The organism is Lelliottia nimipressuralis, from assembly GCF_041464075.1.
In the GTDB taxonomy this organism is placed as follows: domain Bacteria; phylum Pseudomonadota; class Gammaproteobacteria; order Enterobacterales; family Enterobacteriaceae; genus Enterobacter; species Enterobacter nimipressuralis.
Map to the genome: position 1 here is coordinate 1,203,730 of NZ_CP167172.1, position 15,487 is coordinate 1,219,216.

The window sequence follows — 15,487 nt, forward strand, 5'->3', positions numbered from 1 at the left end:
TACCATTTGCATTAGCGTTGCTAACAAATTTTGCAGGGGAACGAGTCGGTATGAAAAGGGCGTGGAGTGGGTTGCTGTTAGGGATAAGTACGCTGCCAGCACTGGCGGCAACGTGCGAGCATCCTTCCATTCAGGGGGAACAGAAAGGGAAATTCGATGCCAGCGGCGAGGTCTGTTTCGTCCTGCCCGCGCTCGATGAAAACTACGTTTCCGCGACGCTGAGCGGTGTAACCGATGCCAGGCTGCTGGACGGGCAAAACCGCCGTATTCGCACGCTGATTGAAAAAGGTCCCAGCGATGGCGAGCACTCACTGCTGTTTGCGCTGCCGGTGCAGCAGAGCACGTCTCTGGTGCTGCACGGGGAAGAGGGCAAGCCGTGGCGCTTTACGTGGCGGATGAAAGAGACGTCGCCACTCCCGCGCACGCAGATGCTCGAGCCAGAAAGCCCGACGCTGCAAACGCTGGCTAAAACGGTTGCTGCCGGTGGAGATACGCATGCGTTCTGGCAGGCGCAAATTCGGCAGGGAACGCCGATGGTGGAGCCGGTCGATGCCAGCCACAAGCGCGTGACGTTCTTATGGCGCGGCGCGCGGGATAACGTCTTTCTTCTCGGGTCGCCCGCAGGCGATCACGATCCGCTGTTTCGTCTTGGCAAAACCGACGTCTGGTTCCGCAGCTACGTGGTGCCGGCGGATACGATCATGCAGTACAAACTGGCACCGGACGTGCCGCGCGTGGAGGGCAGCGCACGCGATCAGCGCCGCGCCATTCTGGTGAGCGCGCAGGCCGATCCGCTCAATCCACAAACCTACGGCGATCAGCAGGCCGATCGCTGGAACCGCTATTCGCTGCTCGATCTCAGCCCCGCGCGCTACTGTTCAGCGCAGGCCGCCGCGCAGCCGCTTACCCATGGCTCGCTGACGCGCCAGCCGTTTACCAGTCATATCCTCGGTAACGCGCGGGAAGTGATGATTTACAAACCGCGCGGCGCACAGCCCGCACGCTGGACGCTGATCCTGTTCGACGGGCAGATTTACCAGGATGAGTACCATTTTGCCAATGTGCTCGACGGACTGATCGCCCGCCACCACCTGCCACCGATTAACGTGGTATTTATTGATAGCCTCGATCACGCCCGTCGCGGTAAAGAGTTGCCGCCGAATCCGGATTACGCCGATTTTATGGCGCAGGAGCTGCTGCCGTGGCTGCGCGGGCAGGGGATTGCGTTGCAGCGGCAAAAGACGGTGCTGGCGGGATCAAGCTATGGCGGAATTGCGTCGTCCTGGGTGGCGCTGCGCTATCCGTATCTGTTCGGCAATGTGCTGAGTTTGTCGGGGTCGTACTGGTGGGCACCGAAAGAGGACGCGCCGGGCTGGCTCACGCGTCAGTATCAGCAGTCGCCGACGTATCCGATTCGCTTCTGGCTGCAGGCCGGGCGCTTCGAAACCTCCGGGCCGGGCGGTGGGATCTATCGCAATACGGAAAAGTTTGAGCAGGTGTTACGCGAGAAAGGCTATCGCGTGAGCTTCCATCCGTGGTCCAGCGGCCACGATTACGCGGCCTGGTGCGAAGCGCTGATCCACGGAATGCGCGATTTCACGGGGCTACGCGGTCAGTGAAAACCAGCGGCGCCAGATGAAACGCAGGACGAAAAATTCGATGGCGCCGAGCAGGATAAACCACAGACAGAACACCAGAGTGTAAAGCTGGTTCAGATCCATCAGATGAAACAGAGCGACCAGTTTCTGCGCCAGCGCCAGTCCGAATGATGGCGCGGGAAGCAACAGGCAGGAGAGCAGCGCCATCAGCAAAATGCCTCCTGCCGTTAACAGCGATTCTAACGGGTGTTTCATATCAATGTTAATTGTCAGTTAAAAAAGTTATTGTCCGGCATCCTGCAACGTAAAGCAATATCATCCCGAAATTCACTTTCCTGATAAAAAAAGAATAATTATTCCGGGAATATTCCTGATTTAATTAAACCTCGAATGAATGAATTCAATTATTCTGTGGTTATGTAAATAACTGTCATCATCAGGTGAATAATTTTACAAACGTATATGTGCTGTATCCAATTAACGTCGCAATAACAATGGCAACAACTATGTACAAAGCCAGGCGGCGCCCGCGATAAATCCCAAACATGCTCTCTCCTCGTTTAGATTGCGTTTAGAAATATTTTGTAAAAATCATCTCATCGAAATATTGAATGTGTGTTTTGAATAAGCCGGCGCTAATTATATTGCGGCAGAACAATTTACACCGCAAGAATTAACGCCATAAAAAATGAATTTAATAAAGCCAGAAAGGAATTCAGGCTTCCGTCCACCGGATATTGAAGGAATTGCATCAATGACCAAAAAGACTCACTCCCAGAATCGGCCATACCAGCAGACCATCGAGCAGGTACTGGCGCAAAAAAAGAGCCACGCCAACGGACTGGACCGTGCAGAAGCCCAGGCGCGTTTGCAGCAATATGGCCCAAATGCCCTGCCTGAGAAAAAAGGCAAACCGGCCTGGTTGCGTTTTCTCGCCCATTTTAATGACGTCCTGATTTATGTTCTTCTGGCCGCCGCCGTATTAACCGCCGTGATGGGGCACTGGGTGGATACGCTGGTGATTCTGGGCGTGGCGGTAATCAACGCCTTAATTGGTCATGTGCAGGAAAGTAATGCGGAGAAATCGCTGCAAAGTATTCGCAATATGCTCTCCAGCGATGCGCGAGTTATTCGTAACGGCGTCCATGAGACCATTCCAACCACGGATATTGTGCCGGGCGATATTATTGTCCTGCGCGCCGGGGATCGTATTCCGGCGGATATGCGTCTGATCGAGGCGCATAATTTACGCGTCGAAGAGGCGATTCTGACGGGTGAATCGACGGTAGTGGATAAACACACTAATCCACTGCAGGGCGACTTATCGCTCGGTGACCGCACAAACCTGGTGTTCTCCGGCACCACCGTAAGCGCAGGCGGCGGTGTGGGCGTGGTTATCGCCACCGGCCAGGACACCGAGCTTGGTCACATCAACCAGATGATGGCCGGAATTGAAAAGCACCGTACGCCGCTGCTGGTGCAGATGGACAAACTCGGCAAAGCGATCTTCGCCATTATTCTGGCGATGATGGCGGCGCTGTTTGTCTTCAGCCTGGTGTTCCGCGACATTCCAATGGGCGAGCTGCTGCTCTCTCTGATCAGCCTGGCGGTGGCCTCTGTACCGGAAGGTCTGCCAGCGATTATCTCGATTATCCTGTCGCTCGGCGTTCAGGCGATGGCGCGCAAAAAGGCGATTATTCGCAAGCTGCCAACCGTTGAAACCCTGGGGGCGATGACCGTGGTCTGCTCGGATAAAACCGGCACCCTGACCATGAACGAAATGACCGTTAAAGCAATTATCACCGCCGACTGCTGCTACCGCGTGGAAGGCAACAGCTACGAGCCAGTGGGTAACATCTATCTGGACGGCAGCGACGAGCCGGTGCACGTTCAGCAGGGCACGGTGCTGGAGCACTATCTGCGCACCATCGACCTGTGCAACGACAGCCAGATTATTCAGGACGAGCGCGGCCTGTGGGGTATCACCGGCGGGCCGACGGAAGGGGCGCTGAAAGTGCTGGCCGCCAAAGCCAATCTTGCGCCGGTCGTCACCAGCCTGATTAACAAAATCCCGTTCGACTCGCAGTACAAGTACATGAGCACCCACTACCAGATTGGCAGTGAGGAGCAGATCCTGGTCACCGGTGCGCCGGACGTGATTTTCGCCCTGTGCGACCAGCAGCAGACTCGCCACGGTGTCGACGCGTTTGACCGCGCCTGGTGGGAAACCGAGATGGAGCGTTATGCCAGCCAGGGGCTGCGCATGGTAGCAGCCGCGTACAAACCGGCGGCGGCCGATCAGCAGGGGCTGAGCCACGACGACCTGAACAACGGGCTGATTTTCCTCGGCATCGCCGGGATGATGGACCCGCCGCGTCCGGAGGCTATCGACGCCATCCACGCCTGTCAGCAGGCCGGTATCCGCGTGAAGATGATCACCGGCGACCACCCGCAGACCGCAATGAGCATCGGGCAGATGCTGGGGATCACCAACAGCGCGCAGGCTGTCACCGGCTATCAGCTGGAGAAGATGGACGACGCCGAGCTGGCGGATGCGGCGGTGGAGTACGACATCTTTGCGCGTACCAGCCCGGAGCATAAGCTGCGCCTGGTGAAAGCCCTGCAGGAGAAAGGTGAAATCGTCGGGATGACCGGCGACGGGGTGAACGATGCGCCCGCGCTGCGTCAGGCGGATGTCGGGATCGCCATGGGCATCAAAGGCACGGAAGTGACCAAAGAAGCCGCCGATATGGTTCTGACGGACGACAACTTCGCCACCATCGCCAGCTCGGTAAAAGAGGGGCGTCGCGTCTACGACAACCTGAAGAAAACGATTCTGTTCATTATGCCAACCAACCTGGCGCAGGGTCTGCTGATTGTGATTGCCCTGCTGGCGGGGAACATTATTCCGCTGACGCCGGTGCTGATTCTGTGGATGAACATGGCGACCTCCGCCACGCTCTCCTTCGGCCTGGCCTTTGAAGCCGCCGAGCGCAACATCATGAAGCGTCCGCCGCGTCAGACCGGTCAGCACGTGATGGATGCCTTCGCCGTCTGGCGCGTGGCCTTCGTCGGCACCATGATTGCGATTGCTGCCTTTGCGCTGGAAGCCTGGCTCGCACCGCGGGGCCACAGCGCCGAGTTCATCCGCACCGTGCTGCTGCAGATGCTGGTGTGTGCGCAGTGGGTGTACATGATTAACTGCCGCAACAGCGATGGTTTCTCTCTGAACCGCGGTCTGCTGGCGAACAAAGGGATCTGGCTGGTCACGGGTGTGCTGTTCCTGCTGCAGCTGGCGATTATCTACCTGCCATTTATGCAGATGCTGTTCGGCACCGAAGCCCTGCCGCTGCGCTACTGGGGTGTTACCCTGGCGCTGGCTGGCGTGATGTTCTTCATCGTCGAAATTGAGAAGCGACTGACCCGCAGGTTCCGTAAGGCTGCATAACTTTTTGCCCTCACCCTCATCCTGACCTTCTCCACTGGAGCGGGCCAGGGTGAGGGAGACAATCACCTGAGGACTTCCCCATGAAATCCACCTTCCTGCGCACCGCTCTGGCGGTCGCACTTCTTTCCTGCACCCTGCAAACCGCCCTTGCCGCCGCCATTCCGGTGCGCGTCGCCAGCGTCGAGCAGACCACCCACGCCGCTGAGCGCCAGATCCCTGGCCGCATTGAGGCGATCCATACGGTAGAGCTGCGGGCGCGCACGGAAGGGGCGATTGCCAAAATCCATTTCCGCGACGGGCAGTACGTCAAACAGGGCGATCTGCTGTTTGAACTCGACGACGCGGAGCCGCGTGCGGCGGTGCGTCTGGCGCAGGCGGAAGTGAAAAGTGCCGAAGCCACCCTGCGCCAGGCGCAGCAGCAACTCACGCGTTTTCAAAGCCTGAAAACCGGCAATGCTATCAGCCGTAATGACGTCGACAATGCGCAGATGCAGCGCGACGTGGCTCGCGCGGCGCTGGAGCAGGCCAATGCCCGTCTCGAAGCGCGAAACGTCACTCTCGGTTTTACCCGGATAGTCTCGCCCATCAACGGGCGTATGGGCCACAGCCGCTTCCATGTCGGCAGCGTAGTGAATCCATCGAGCGGCCCGCTGGTGGAGGTGGTGCAGCTTGACCCCATCCGCATTGCCTTCGCCCTGGAAGAGGGGGCATTTGCCGCGAAAGCCGGGCAGCATGCGGATATCACGGCGCTGAAACAGGCATGGCTGGCGCAGATTCAGAACGGCGAGCAGCGTGAAAATGGCATCCTGACCTCGGTGGATAACCGTATCGACCCGCGCACCGCCAGCGTAATGCTGCGCGCCGAATTCGCCAATCCGCAGCACCGCCTGCTGCCTGGGGGCAACGTGAATGTCTGGCTGCGACCGCAGAGCGAGCAGGATTCGCTGGTGATCCCGGCGGCTGCGGTACAACAAAATGGCGACGGATTTTTCACCTGGGTAGTGAACGCCGATGGGAACGCTGAAAAACGCGCGCTCACGCTCGGCGGACAAATGGGCCAGCAGTTCACCGTGCAAAGCGGCGTTGAGGCGAATGAGCGCGTGGTCACTGACGGCGCACCGCGACTGCAGCCCGGTGCTGCTGTCCAGATTCTGAATTAAGGAGCCACCATGCTGACGTTGTTTATCAAACGCCCGCGCTTTGCGATGGTGATCGCGCTGGTGATCACCCTGCTTGGGGCCATCGCCCTGAGGCTGATTCCGGTGGAGCAGTACCCGCAGATCACGCCGCCGGTGGTGAATGTGAGCGCCAGCTGGCCGGGTGCCAGCGCGGCAGATGTGGCAGAAGCCATCGCCACGCCGCTGGAAACCCAGCTTAACGGTGTGGATCACATGCTGTACATGGAATCGACCAGCTCCGATGAAGGCGCCTACAGCCTGAACATCACCTTTGCCGCAGGCACCGACCCGGATCTGGCGGCGATTGATGTGCAAAACCGCGTGGCGCAGGCTTTGGCGCAGTTGCCCGCCGAGGCGCAGCAAAACGGCGTCCAGGTGCGAAAACGCGCCACCAACCTGATGATGGGGGTAAGTCTTTACTCACCGGAAGGCACCCATTCGCCGCTGTTTGTCAGCAACTACGCCAGCACTCAGGTGCGCGAAGCCCTGGCACGCCTGCCGGGCGTCGGGCAGGTCCAGCTGTTTGGCGCGCGCGACTACAGCATGCGCATCTGGCTGCGTCCGGATCGTATGAACGCTCTCAACGTCACCACGGATGATGTGGCCCAGGCGCTGCACGAGCAGAACGTGCAGGGCGCGGCAGGCCAGGTGGGAACGCCGCCGGTCTTCAACGGGCAGCAGCAAACGCTCACTATCAACGGGCTGGGGCGTCTCAACGAAGCCGACGCCTTTGGCGATATCATTATTCGCGCCGGTGACATGGGGCAACTGGTGCGCCTGAAAGATGTGGCGACCATCGAGCTGGGATCGCGCAGTTACAGCTCTGGCGCGCAGCTGAACGGTCACGATTCGGCGTACTTAGGCATCTATCCGACGCCGTCGGCTAATGCCCTGCGCGTGGCCGAAGCGGTGCGCGGCGAGCTTGAGCGGCTCGCCACACGCTTCCCGGCGGATCTGACCTGGGAAGTGAAGTTCGACACCACCGAGTTTGTGGCGGCGACCATCAAAGAGATTGGTGTCTCACTGGCCCTGACGCTGCTTGCCGTGGTGGTGGTGGTTTCCCTGTTTCTGCAAAGCTGGCGCGCGACGCTGATTGTGGTGCTGGCAATCCCCGTGTCGCTGATTGGCACCTTCGCGGTGCTCTACACGCTCGGCTATTCGGCCAACACCCTGAGTTTGTTCGCCATTATTCTGGCGCTCACCATGGTGGTGGATGACGCGATTGTGGTGGTCGAGAGCGTCGAAACGCTGATGGCGGAGGGGCAAAGCCGCACGGAGGCGACGGCCAACGCCCTGCGTCAGATTGCCGGGCCGGTGATCGCCACCACCCTGGTGCTGCTGGCGGTGTTCGTGCCGGTGGCGCTGCTGCCGGGGATTGTCGGCGAGCTGTATCGCCAGTTTGCGGTCACGCTCTCCACCGCCGTAACCCTTTCAAGTATTGTGGCCCTGACGCTTACACCGGCGCTGTGCGCCTTATTGCTGCGCCCGCGCGTCGGGCGTCCTGCGGCGGTGTTCCGCGGCTTTAACCGGGCGCTGGACGCCACGCGGCAGGCTTACACCCGTCTGGTGGAGGTCTTTAACCGTCGCCCTGTGGTGGCACTGCTGGCGACTGCCGGTGCGGCGGCCATCGTGGCGCTGAGTTTTACCGCCATGCCAAAAGGGTTCCTGCCGCAGGAAGATCAGGGCTACTTCTTCGCCAGCGTCCAGCTGCCGGAGGCGGCGTCCCTGGAGCGCACCGAAGCGGTGATGACGACGGCGCGCGAGCTGATTGCCGCCAATCCGGCGGTGGCGGATGTGATTCAGGTATCGGGTTTTAATATTCTCAACGGCACCAGCGCCTCGAACGGCGGATTTATCTCCGTGATGCTGAAAGACTGGAGCGAGCGCCCGCCGCTCGACGAGGTGATGGGCGGGCTGCAACGTCAGCTGTTGGCCCTGCCGGAAGCGACCATCATGACCTTCGCGCCGCCGACGCTGCCGGGGCTGGGTAATGCCTCCGGGTTCGATCTGCGTATTCAGGCCCAGGCAGGGCAAAGCCCGGCGGAGCTGGAGCGCGTCACCCGCGAGGTGCTGGCGAAAGCCAACCAGCATCCGCAACTCACCCGCGTGTTTACCACCTGGAGCAGCAACGTACCGCAGCTGACCCTTGAGGTGGATCGCGAGCGCGCAGCACGTCTGGATGTGCCCGTGAGCCGTATCTTCAGCAGCCTGCAAACCGCCTTTGGCGGCACGCGCGCCGGGGATTTCAGCATTAATAATCGCGTTTACCATGTGGTGATGCAAAACGAGATGCAGTGGCGTGAGCGTGCGGAGCAGATCAGCGAGCTTTATGTGCGCAGCAATAACGGCGAGCGCGTGCGTCTGAGCAATCTGGTGACTATCACCCCGACCGTCGGTGCGCCGTTTGTGCAGCAGTACAACCAGTTCCCGTCGGTGTCGGTGAGCGGCTCGGCGGCGGCAGGCGTGAGCAGCAGCACGGCAATGGCGGCGATGGGCCAGTTGCTGAACGATACTCTGCCCGCCGGGTATGACTACGCGTGGAGCGGTATGTCGTATCAGGAGCAGCAGACGGGCAATCAGGCGATCTGGATTGTGCTGGCGGCGGTGGTGATGGCGTGGCTGTTCCTTGTGGCGCAGTACGAAAGCTGGACCTTGCCTGCAAGCGTGATGCTCTCGGTGCTGTTTGCCATCGGCGGCGCGCTGGTCTGGCTGTGGGTTGCAGGCTTTGCCAACGACGTTTACGTGCAGATTGGGCTGGTGTTGCTTATCGCCCTGGCGGCCAAAAACGCCATTCTGATCGTCGAGTTTGCCCGCGCGCGGCGCATCGACGGCATGGCGATTGTCGATGCCGCCCGCGAAGGGGCGTCGCGCCGCTTCCGCGCCGTGATGATGACCGCCGTGTCCTTTATTATCGGCGTGCTGCCGATGATGCTGGCCTCCGGTGCGGGGGCGCAGAGCCGCCGCATCATCGGGACCACGGTGTTCAGTGGCATGCTGGTGGCGACCGTGGTCGGGATTGTCTTTATTCCGGCGCTGTTCGTGCTGTTCCAGCGTTTGCGCGAGTGGGGGCACTCACTTACGGGTGAGTAGTCCACAGCTCGCAGTGTTTTTGTACCAGCGAGATCAGCGAACCGCCGTCGGCGATAAAATCCCGCATCCGCTGCGCCTCGCTTTTGCCCTGTTTTAACATCAGGGCAATTTCCGCAATCGCGCTTGTCGCGCCCACCTTATCGGCTGATGGCGCGACGCGCTCCAGCAGCCACGCAATATCCTCGGCAATGGTTTTCTGTTCGCCGCTGTTCACGTCGGTCAGCAGGCCATCCAGCCCATAGCGGCAGGCCTGAAAACGGTTGAAGTTATAGAGCAGGGCGTCCTGCGGCTGGTGCTTGTAAGGACGTTCGGTTAGCAACCAGTGCGACGTCGCCTGAATCAGCCCGGCGATATTAATCGCGTGCGCCAGGGTCAGCGGCGTATCCATCACCCGCACCTCAACGGTGCCAAAATGCGGGCTGGGGCGGATGTCCCAGTGCAGATCTTTGATGCTGTCGATGGTGCTGGTATAGCTCAGGCGGCGAAACAGCCCTTCGAACTCCTGCCAGTTATTCACCCACGGCATTTTGCCGTTATCCGGAAACGCCGAGAAAATATTGAGCCGCGAGGAGGCGAATTGGGTATCGCTGCCCTGCATGTAAGGCGACGAGGCGGAGAGAGCGATAAAGTGCGGCACAAAGCGCGACAGGCCATGCAGCAAGTAAATCGCCTCATCACCGTTCCGGCAACCGACGTGAACGTGCTGGCCGAAAACCGTCGCCTGCAAAATCAGATAGCCAAACATCTCCAGCGTGCGGTTGTAGCGCTCGTCGTCGCACACCTCCTGACGCTGCCACTTCTGAAACGGATGCGTGCCGCCGCCGCAAATCTGAATATGCTGATCCGCCGCCGCGCGCAGGATCGCCTGTTGCATCGCGGAAAACTGCGCTGCCGCCTGATGAATGTCCTGGCACACGCCAGTGGCGATTTCGAGCATACTCTCGGTGATATCGTGTTTAACTTCACCGGCTTTGATATCGTTTTTCACGGCGGCAATCAGCGCCGAAGAGTCCTGGCTGAGATCGTACCCCGGCGGGTTCACCACCTGCAGTTCGAGTTCAATACCCAGCGTAAAAGGGTCGGATACATGGAAATCGGGTAGGGGCATGGCGCGCTCCGGTTGCGGGGATGAAATGAGTATAGACATCTCCTGGCCTTAGCGGCATGGCGGAAGTGGCAGTGCCTTACCCAATTTTCTACGTATGCGATGCGTAGGCCCGTGCAAGCAACTTCCCCACCGGGTAATGGACTCGCATCCCACAAATTTATCGTCCAGACTTAACCCAAAGACGTAGTCTGCGCAGGCAATGTGCTTTACACTGCGCGCTGCAAAATTTGTGTTGATAAACGATTAATCAGGCGGTAATGGCGATGAACGGAACGATCACAACGTGGTTTAAAGATAAAGGCTTTGGATTTATCAAAGATGAAAACGGTGACAACCGGTATTTTCATGTGATCAAGGTTGCCAATCCTGAGCTGATTAAGAAAGACGCGGCGGTCACGTTTGAACCGACGACCAACAACAAAGGCTTGTCCGCGTATGCGGTGAAAGTGGTGCCGGAAAGCAAATACATTTATATCGCGGGCGAGCGTATTAAGCTGACGTCGATTAAATCTTTCCTGGTCTACAGCGAAGAAGTGCCTGCGGACTCGGGCATCGATAAAGAAAATGCGATCCTGTCCGTTGGCCTGCTGCTGAACAATATCCGTCCGAAATCTGCGGCGAAACCGGGTGAGATGCGCTCGGTGAAGAAACTGGCGATCACCACCTTCCAGGGGACGACGCTGATCTTCTCTGAAGATGAGATCGACATCGAGGCCACGGTGAAACTCCTCAAGTGATCCTGTGCCGAAATTCTGTGCCATTCATCAGCAGAATTTCGGCCTCACTCCTGCCTCAGTGCGCCGTGATGTACGGCTCCTTCACAAAATCGGTCAGCAGCCAGACCATATCATGCAGCAGCCCCGTTAACTCTTTTGCCACATTCGGTGGCAGAGTCCCTGCCAGAATAGCGTTCGTTAGCGCCTGAATGTAATCCAACAGCGTGGCGGTTTCTTGCCACAGATCCGGCACGTTTGAGCTGATTTTCTCGCCTTTGATCAGTTGCTCAATCAGGTACGGTGGAAGATCTTTATCGCACAGTTCGCGCAGCTGATTGAGCGCTTGCAGTAAACGCTCGCACAAGGCTTCGCGCGTTTTGCTGTCGTGGGTTTCGACCAGCACGCACACAAATGAGGCGCAGAGATCGGCCACCTGGAATAAATCCGCCGTTTGCGGGAGCGGGGCGTTGAGAAGCTGCTGAATAACGCTTTCGTCAGATTGCGCGTAAAACAGGGTTGGGATAATAGCCATTTGGCATCCTCATTATGCATGAAATTATTTGACCACCCTGTAAGTCCCTGCGCTCAGGGAGGGGCAGCGCTGACGGAGGTAGGAATACCGTGCACAAAGAAAACGGCCAGCGTTTGCTGCTCCGCCAGCGCCACCGTAAGTTAACGGGGTATGCGCTGTCGCGAAAAAAGTTATCGCTTTATGCCAACGGGTTCCTACGCCCGGTCGCGGATAAACCGCAACGCAGGCACTTTACGACCGAGGAAGGGCAAATAAAAGGCTAAACCCTGAGTTTCACAAGGTTACTTTTCGATTTGCGAGGCGCTTTCCAGAAAACAGATGCCGGGCGGTAGCCGGCCTGAAAGGGCACACACTCGCCCACGCAAAACCTACCCCATCCGGTGCTCGCCGTTTCGCATCGCTTCACGATCAAAGACCCGTTGAATCTCGCCGTGCGCCATAAACGCCGCGCGGTCTGACATATGCGCAATCACATCCGCGTCGTGGCTCACCAGCAGATAGGTCATACCGTGCTGCTGTTTCAGGCGGTTCAGCAGATTCAGGATCTCCGCCTGCACCGACATATCCAGCGCCGAGGTTGGTTCGTCCAGCAGCAAGAGCTGGGGGCGAAGCAACAGGGCGCGGGCAATCGCCACGCGCTGACGCTGGCCGCCAGACAGCTGATGCGGATAACGCTGGCCCGCGTCAGCCGACAGCCCCACCTGCTGCAACGCGTCGGCTACTTTCTCTGCAATCTGTGTTTCACCGTGAATTTTTAGCGGCTCAGTCAGCGTGCGTGAAAGGGTGTGATTCGGATGCAGGGACGCCCACGGATCCTGAAATACCATCTGCACGTTGCGCCGCAGCGCGCCGGTAAACCGGGCGTCGGGTTTCAGGTTTTCCCCGAGCAGCGTCACGTCGCCGCGCCACTGACGTTGTAGCCCGGCCAACACGCGCAGAATGGTTGATTTTCCACAGCCGGATTCCCCGATAAGGCTGAAAGTTTCCCCTTTTTCGATGGCAAAGCTGGCCGACGATACCGCCGTTTTTTCGCCGAACGCCACCTGCAACTGACGGACATCAACGAGTGCCATGGTGTATCTCCTTGCGATCCAGCGTCGGTAACATTTGCCCATAGGTGCTGGCATCCGGGCGGCAGGTCCACAGCGTGCGGGTGTAGGGATGCGTGGCCTGCGGCAGTTCCCGCGCGGTCATCTCATCGACGTTTTCGCCCTGATACATCACCAGCACGCGGTCGCAATGTTCAGCCACCAGCGGTAAATCGTGACTAATCAGTAACATCGCCATCTGACGCTCCTCGCACTGCTTCACCAGCAGTTCGAGGATTTGATTGCGCAGACGCGCGTCGAGGGCCGACGTGGGTTCATCGGCAATCAGCACCTGCGGATTATTGATGAGCGCAATGGCAATCATCACCCGCTGGCCCATCCCGCCGGAGAGTTCACCGGGATAGCTCGTCAGCACGCTCTGCTCCAGCCCGACGGCGTGGATGATGTCGCGAATACGCTCCTGCCGCTCCTTGCGGGAGAGAGACTGATGCAGCGTCAGCGACTCTTCGAGCTGCGCGGCGACGTTTTTGGCCGGGTTGAGCGCATAGCGCGGGTCCTGTAGCACCATCGCAATGCCGTTGCCGCGAAGGCGCTGCCAGCCGCGATTACTCATGGTCAGCAGATCGTGGCCCAGCACGTTAAGCTGCCGGGCACTGACCACGCCGGGCCTGCGTACCAGGCCCATCAGCGCCCTGGCCGACATGGATTTACCGGAGCCGGATTCGCCCACTAACGCCAGCCGTTCGTTGCCGAGGGTAAAACTCAGGTTGTTCACCACACGCGCGGCGGGGTAGTCGATATTCAGCGCATCGACGATAACGCGGGAGTCAGTCATGTTGCGGCTCCAGAATGTCGCGCAGGCCGTCGCCCAGCAGGTTAAACGCCAGGCTGGCGAACAGGATCGCGCCGCCAGGAATAGCGGCGATCCACCATTGATCGAAAATCACCTGCATGCCGTCGGCGATCATCGCGCCCCATTCGGCCATCGGCGGACGCGCGCCCAGACCCAGGAACCCCAGTCCGGCGGCGGCCAGAATAATGCCCGCCAGATCCAGCGCCAGTCGCACAATCGCTGACGGCAGGCAGAGCGGCAGAATATGCCCAAGCAACAGACGCCCGCCGCGAATGCCCATCATCTCGGCAGCCGCCAGATAATCGCTGTGACGCAGACGCTGAATTTCACTCCGGGCCTGACGCGCATAGGCCGGCCAGGTGGTGAGCGCCAGCGCCAGCGCGCCGTTCACAAGGCCAGGGCCGAGCATGGCGACAAAGGCAAAGGCGAGGATCAGACGTGGCATCGACATCACCACGTCAGTAAAACGCATCAGCACGCGCTCCAGCCAGCCGCCGTAGTAGCCGGACAAAATCCCGATCAGCAGCCCGGTGGGCAGGGTAATGATCGTCACCAGCGCCACCAGCCCAAGGGCGGGGCGGCTGCCGTAGATCAGGCGTGAGAGCAGATCTCGCCCGAAACTGTCCGTGCCGAGCCAGTGCGTGGCGTTCGGTGCCTGCAGGCGTGCCGCCGCGTTCTGCCAGTTCGGGTCGAGCGGAGCGAGCCACGGAGCAAACAGCGCGATCAGCAGCAATAGAACGATTGCGATAAGCCCGCAGAACGCAGCGGGAGAGCGGCGCAGTCGGCGCAGAAAAAGATAAAAAGGCATCAGCGCACCCTGGGGTCGGTGGCCCGCACAAGCAGGTCGGTCAGATTATTTATCAGCACAAAACAGACGCCAATCACCAGCGTACCGCCCATGATGGCGGTAGTATCGCCCGCGAATAACGCGGTGGTGAGATAGCGGCCAATGCCCGGCCATGAAAAGACGGTTTCGGTCAGCACAGCCCCTTCGAGCATGCTGGTGTAAGCCAGCGCGATTACCGTCAGTAGCGTGCTGCGAATATTGGGCAGCACGTGGCGCAGCAGAATCGCCATCTCTCCGGCACCTTTGGCGCGCGCGAGCAGGATGTACTCTTTGTTCATTTCGCTAAGGCACGCCGAGCGCGTCAGGCGGGTGATGCTCGCCAGGGAATAGTAGGCCAGCAGCAGCACCGGCAGCACCAGGTGGCTGAGGGCATTTTTAAACGCCTCGCGGTCCCCTGAAAGCCAGGTATCGATCAGCGCAAAACCGGTGCGCGGCTCCACGGTGTATTGCCAGATATCGTCCAACCGGCCCGGCCCGGCGCTCCACTGCAGCTTCGCGTAGAACAGCGCCAGCATGAGCAGCCCCAGCCAGAAAACAGGCACCGAGTTACCGAGCAGGGTGAGGGTGCGGATGATCAGATCCAGCGGTGAACCGGCAAAACGCGCGCACAGCACTCCCGCAATAATTCCGAGCACGGAGCCGATAATCAGCGCCAGCGTGGCGAGTTCCAGCGTGGCGGGAAATGCGTGCAGCAGATCCTGTAATACCGGCTGTCCGGTGGCGCTGGCGGTGCCAAGATCGCCGTGAAACAGATTCAGCAGGTAATGCCAGAACTGTACCGGCAGGGGCTGATCCAGCCCGAGCTGGTGACGAACCTGATCGTACGTCGACTGGCTGGCGTGATCGCCGACGATCTGCAAGACGCGATCGACGGGGGAAAAAGCGGAGAGCGCAAACGTGACGAGCAGCAGCCCGAACAGCGTGAGGAGCAGGGTGAAAAGGCCCTGAAAAACACGTATCACGTGGGAAGATAGAGGTGGCATGGAGAGAGCGTTATTCCTTTTGCCCGGCGGCGTTGTGCTGGCCGGGCCGACGTTTCACTGTGTTGTAGGCCGGGTGAGGCGAACC

At 59.4% G+C, this 15,487-nt stretch carries 12 protein-coding genes; 5 read left to right on the forward strand and 7 right to left on the reverse strand.

Features of this window, described 5'->3' with window-relative positions:
* The first annotated feature begins 50 nt into the window (after nucleotides 1-50).
* Complete coding sequence (locus tag ACB496_RS05600) at nucleotides 51-1,619, forward strand: alpha/beta hydrolase-fold protein (protein WP_100777297.1); 1,569 nt, start codon at nucleotides 51-53, stop codon at nucleotides 1,617-1,619.
* Here the strand turns inward: ACB496_RS05600 and ACB496_RS05605 are convergent.
* The gene (locus tag ACB496_RS05605) at nucleotides 1,605-1,853 is read right to left on the reverse strand and encodes a DUF1158 domain-containing protein (protein WP_100777296.1); all 249 of its coding nucleotides are present in this window, start codon (nucleotides 1,851-1,853) and stop codon (nucleotides 1,605-1,607) included. The two genes, ACB496_RS05600 and ACB496_RS05605, sit on opposite strands and share 15 nt — an antisense overlap.
* A 499-nt stretch (nucleotides 1,854-2,352) precedes the next feature.
* On the opposite strand from ACB496_RS05605, the gene ACB496_RS05610 reads away from it, so the two are divergent.
* The 3 genes from ACB496_RS05610 to ACB496_RS05620 all read left to right on the forward strand — a co-directional run bounded on the left by ACB496_RS05610 (nucleotide 2,353) and on the right by ACB496_RS05620 (nucleotide 9,314).
* Entirely contained in the window at nucleotides 2,353-5,046 is a 2,694-nt protein-coding gene (locus ACB496_RS05610) for a cation-transporting P-type ATPase (RefSeq protein ID WP_102104225.1), read from the forward strand.
* A gap of 80 nt (nucleotides 5,047-5,126) precedes the next feature.
* A complete protein-coding gene (locus ACB496_RS05615) occupies nucleotides 5,127-6,206 on the forward strand; it encodes an efflux RND transporter periplasmic adaptor subunit (protein WP_371974638.1) in 1,080 nt (359 codons plus the stop codon).
* A gap of 9 nt (nucleotides 6,207-6,215) precedes the next feature.
* On the forward strand, nucleotides 6,216-9,314 hold the full coding sequence (locus ACB496_RS05620; protein WP_371974639.1) for an efflux RND transporter permease subunit: 3,099 nt from the start codon (nucleotides 6,216-6,218) through the stop codon (nucleotides 9,312-9,314).
* Here the strand turns inward: ACB496_RS05620 and ACB496_RS05625 are convergent.
* Complete coding sequence (locus ACB496_RS05625; RefSeq protein WP_371975210.1) at nucleotides 9,301-10,422, reverse strand: YbdK family carboxylate-amine ligase; 1,122 nt, start codon at nucleotides 10,420-10,422, stop codon at nucleotides 9,301-9,303. The genes ACB496_RS05620 and ACB496_RS05625 overlap by 14 nt on opposite strands.
* A gap of 257 nt (nucleotides 10,423-10,679) precedes the next feature.
* On the opposite strand from ACB496_RS05625, the gene ACB496_RS05630 reads away from it, so the two are divergent.
* A complete protein-coding gene (locus tag ACB496_RS05630) occupies nucleotides 10,680-11,159 on the forward strand; it encodes a cold-shock protein (RefSeq protein ID WP_107704088.1) in 480 nt (159 codons plus the stop codon).
* Nucleotides 11,160-11,214: 55 nt separating this feature from the next.
* On the opposite strand, the gene ACB496_RS05635 is transcribed toward ACB496_RS05630, so the two are convergent.
* From ACB496_RS05635 to ACB496_RS05655, 5 genes are all read right to left on the reverse strand, one after another.
* A complete protein-coding gene (locus ACB496_RS05635; RefSeq protein ID WP_371974640.1) occupies nucleotides 11,215-11,670 on the reverse strand; it encodes a hypothetical protein in 456 nt (151 codons plus the stop codon).
* Between the two features lie 368 nt (nucleotides 11,671-12,038).
* A complete protein-coding gene (locus ACB496_RS05640; RefSeq protein ID WP_102104221.1) occupies nucleotides 12,039-12,743 on the reverse strand; it encodes an ABC transporter ATP-binding protein in 705 nt (234 codons plus the stop codon).
* Nucleotides 12,730-13,554, reverse strand: coding sequence for an ABC transporter ATP-binding protein (locus ACB496_RS05645; protein ID WP_102104220.1), 825 nt, complete (start codon nucleotides 13,552-13,554; stop codon nucleotides 12,730-12,732). The genes ACB496_RS05640 and ACB496_RS05645 overlap by 14 nt, the downstream gene beginning before the upstream one ends.
* A complete protein-coding gene (locus ACB496_RS05650; RefSeq protein WP_102104219.1) occupies nucleotides 13,547-14,380 on the reverse strand; it encodes an ABC transporter permease in 834 nt (277 codons plus the stop codon). Before ACB496_RS05650 ends, ACB496_RS05645 begins: the two co-directional genes overlap by 8 nt.
* Nucleotides 14,380-15,402, reverse strand: coding sequence for an ABC transporter permease (locus ACB496_RS05655; protein ID WP_371974641.1), 1,023 nt, complete (start codon nucleotides 15,400-15,402; stop codon nucleotides 14,380-14,382). Before ACB496_RS05655 ends, ACB496_RS05650 begins: the two co-directional genes overlap by 1 nt.
* Between the last annotated feature and the right edge of the window lie 85 nt (nucleotides 15,403-15,487).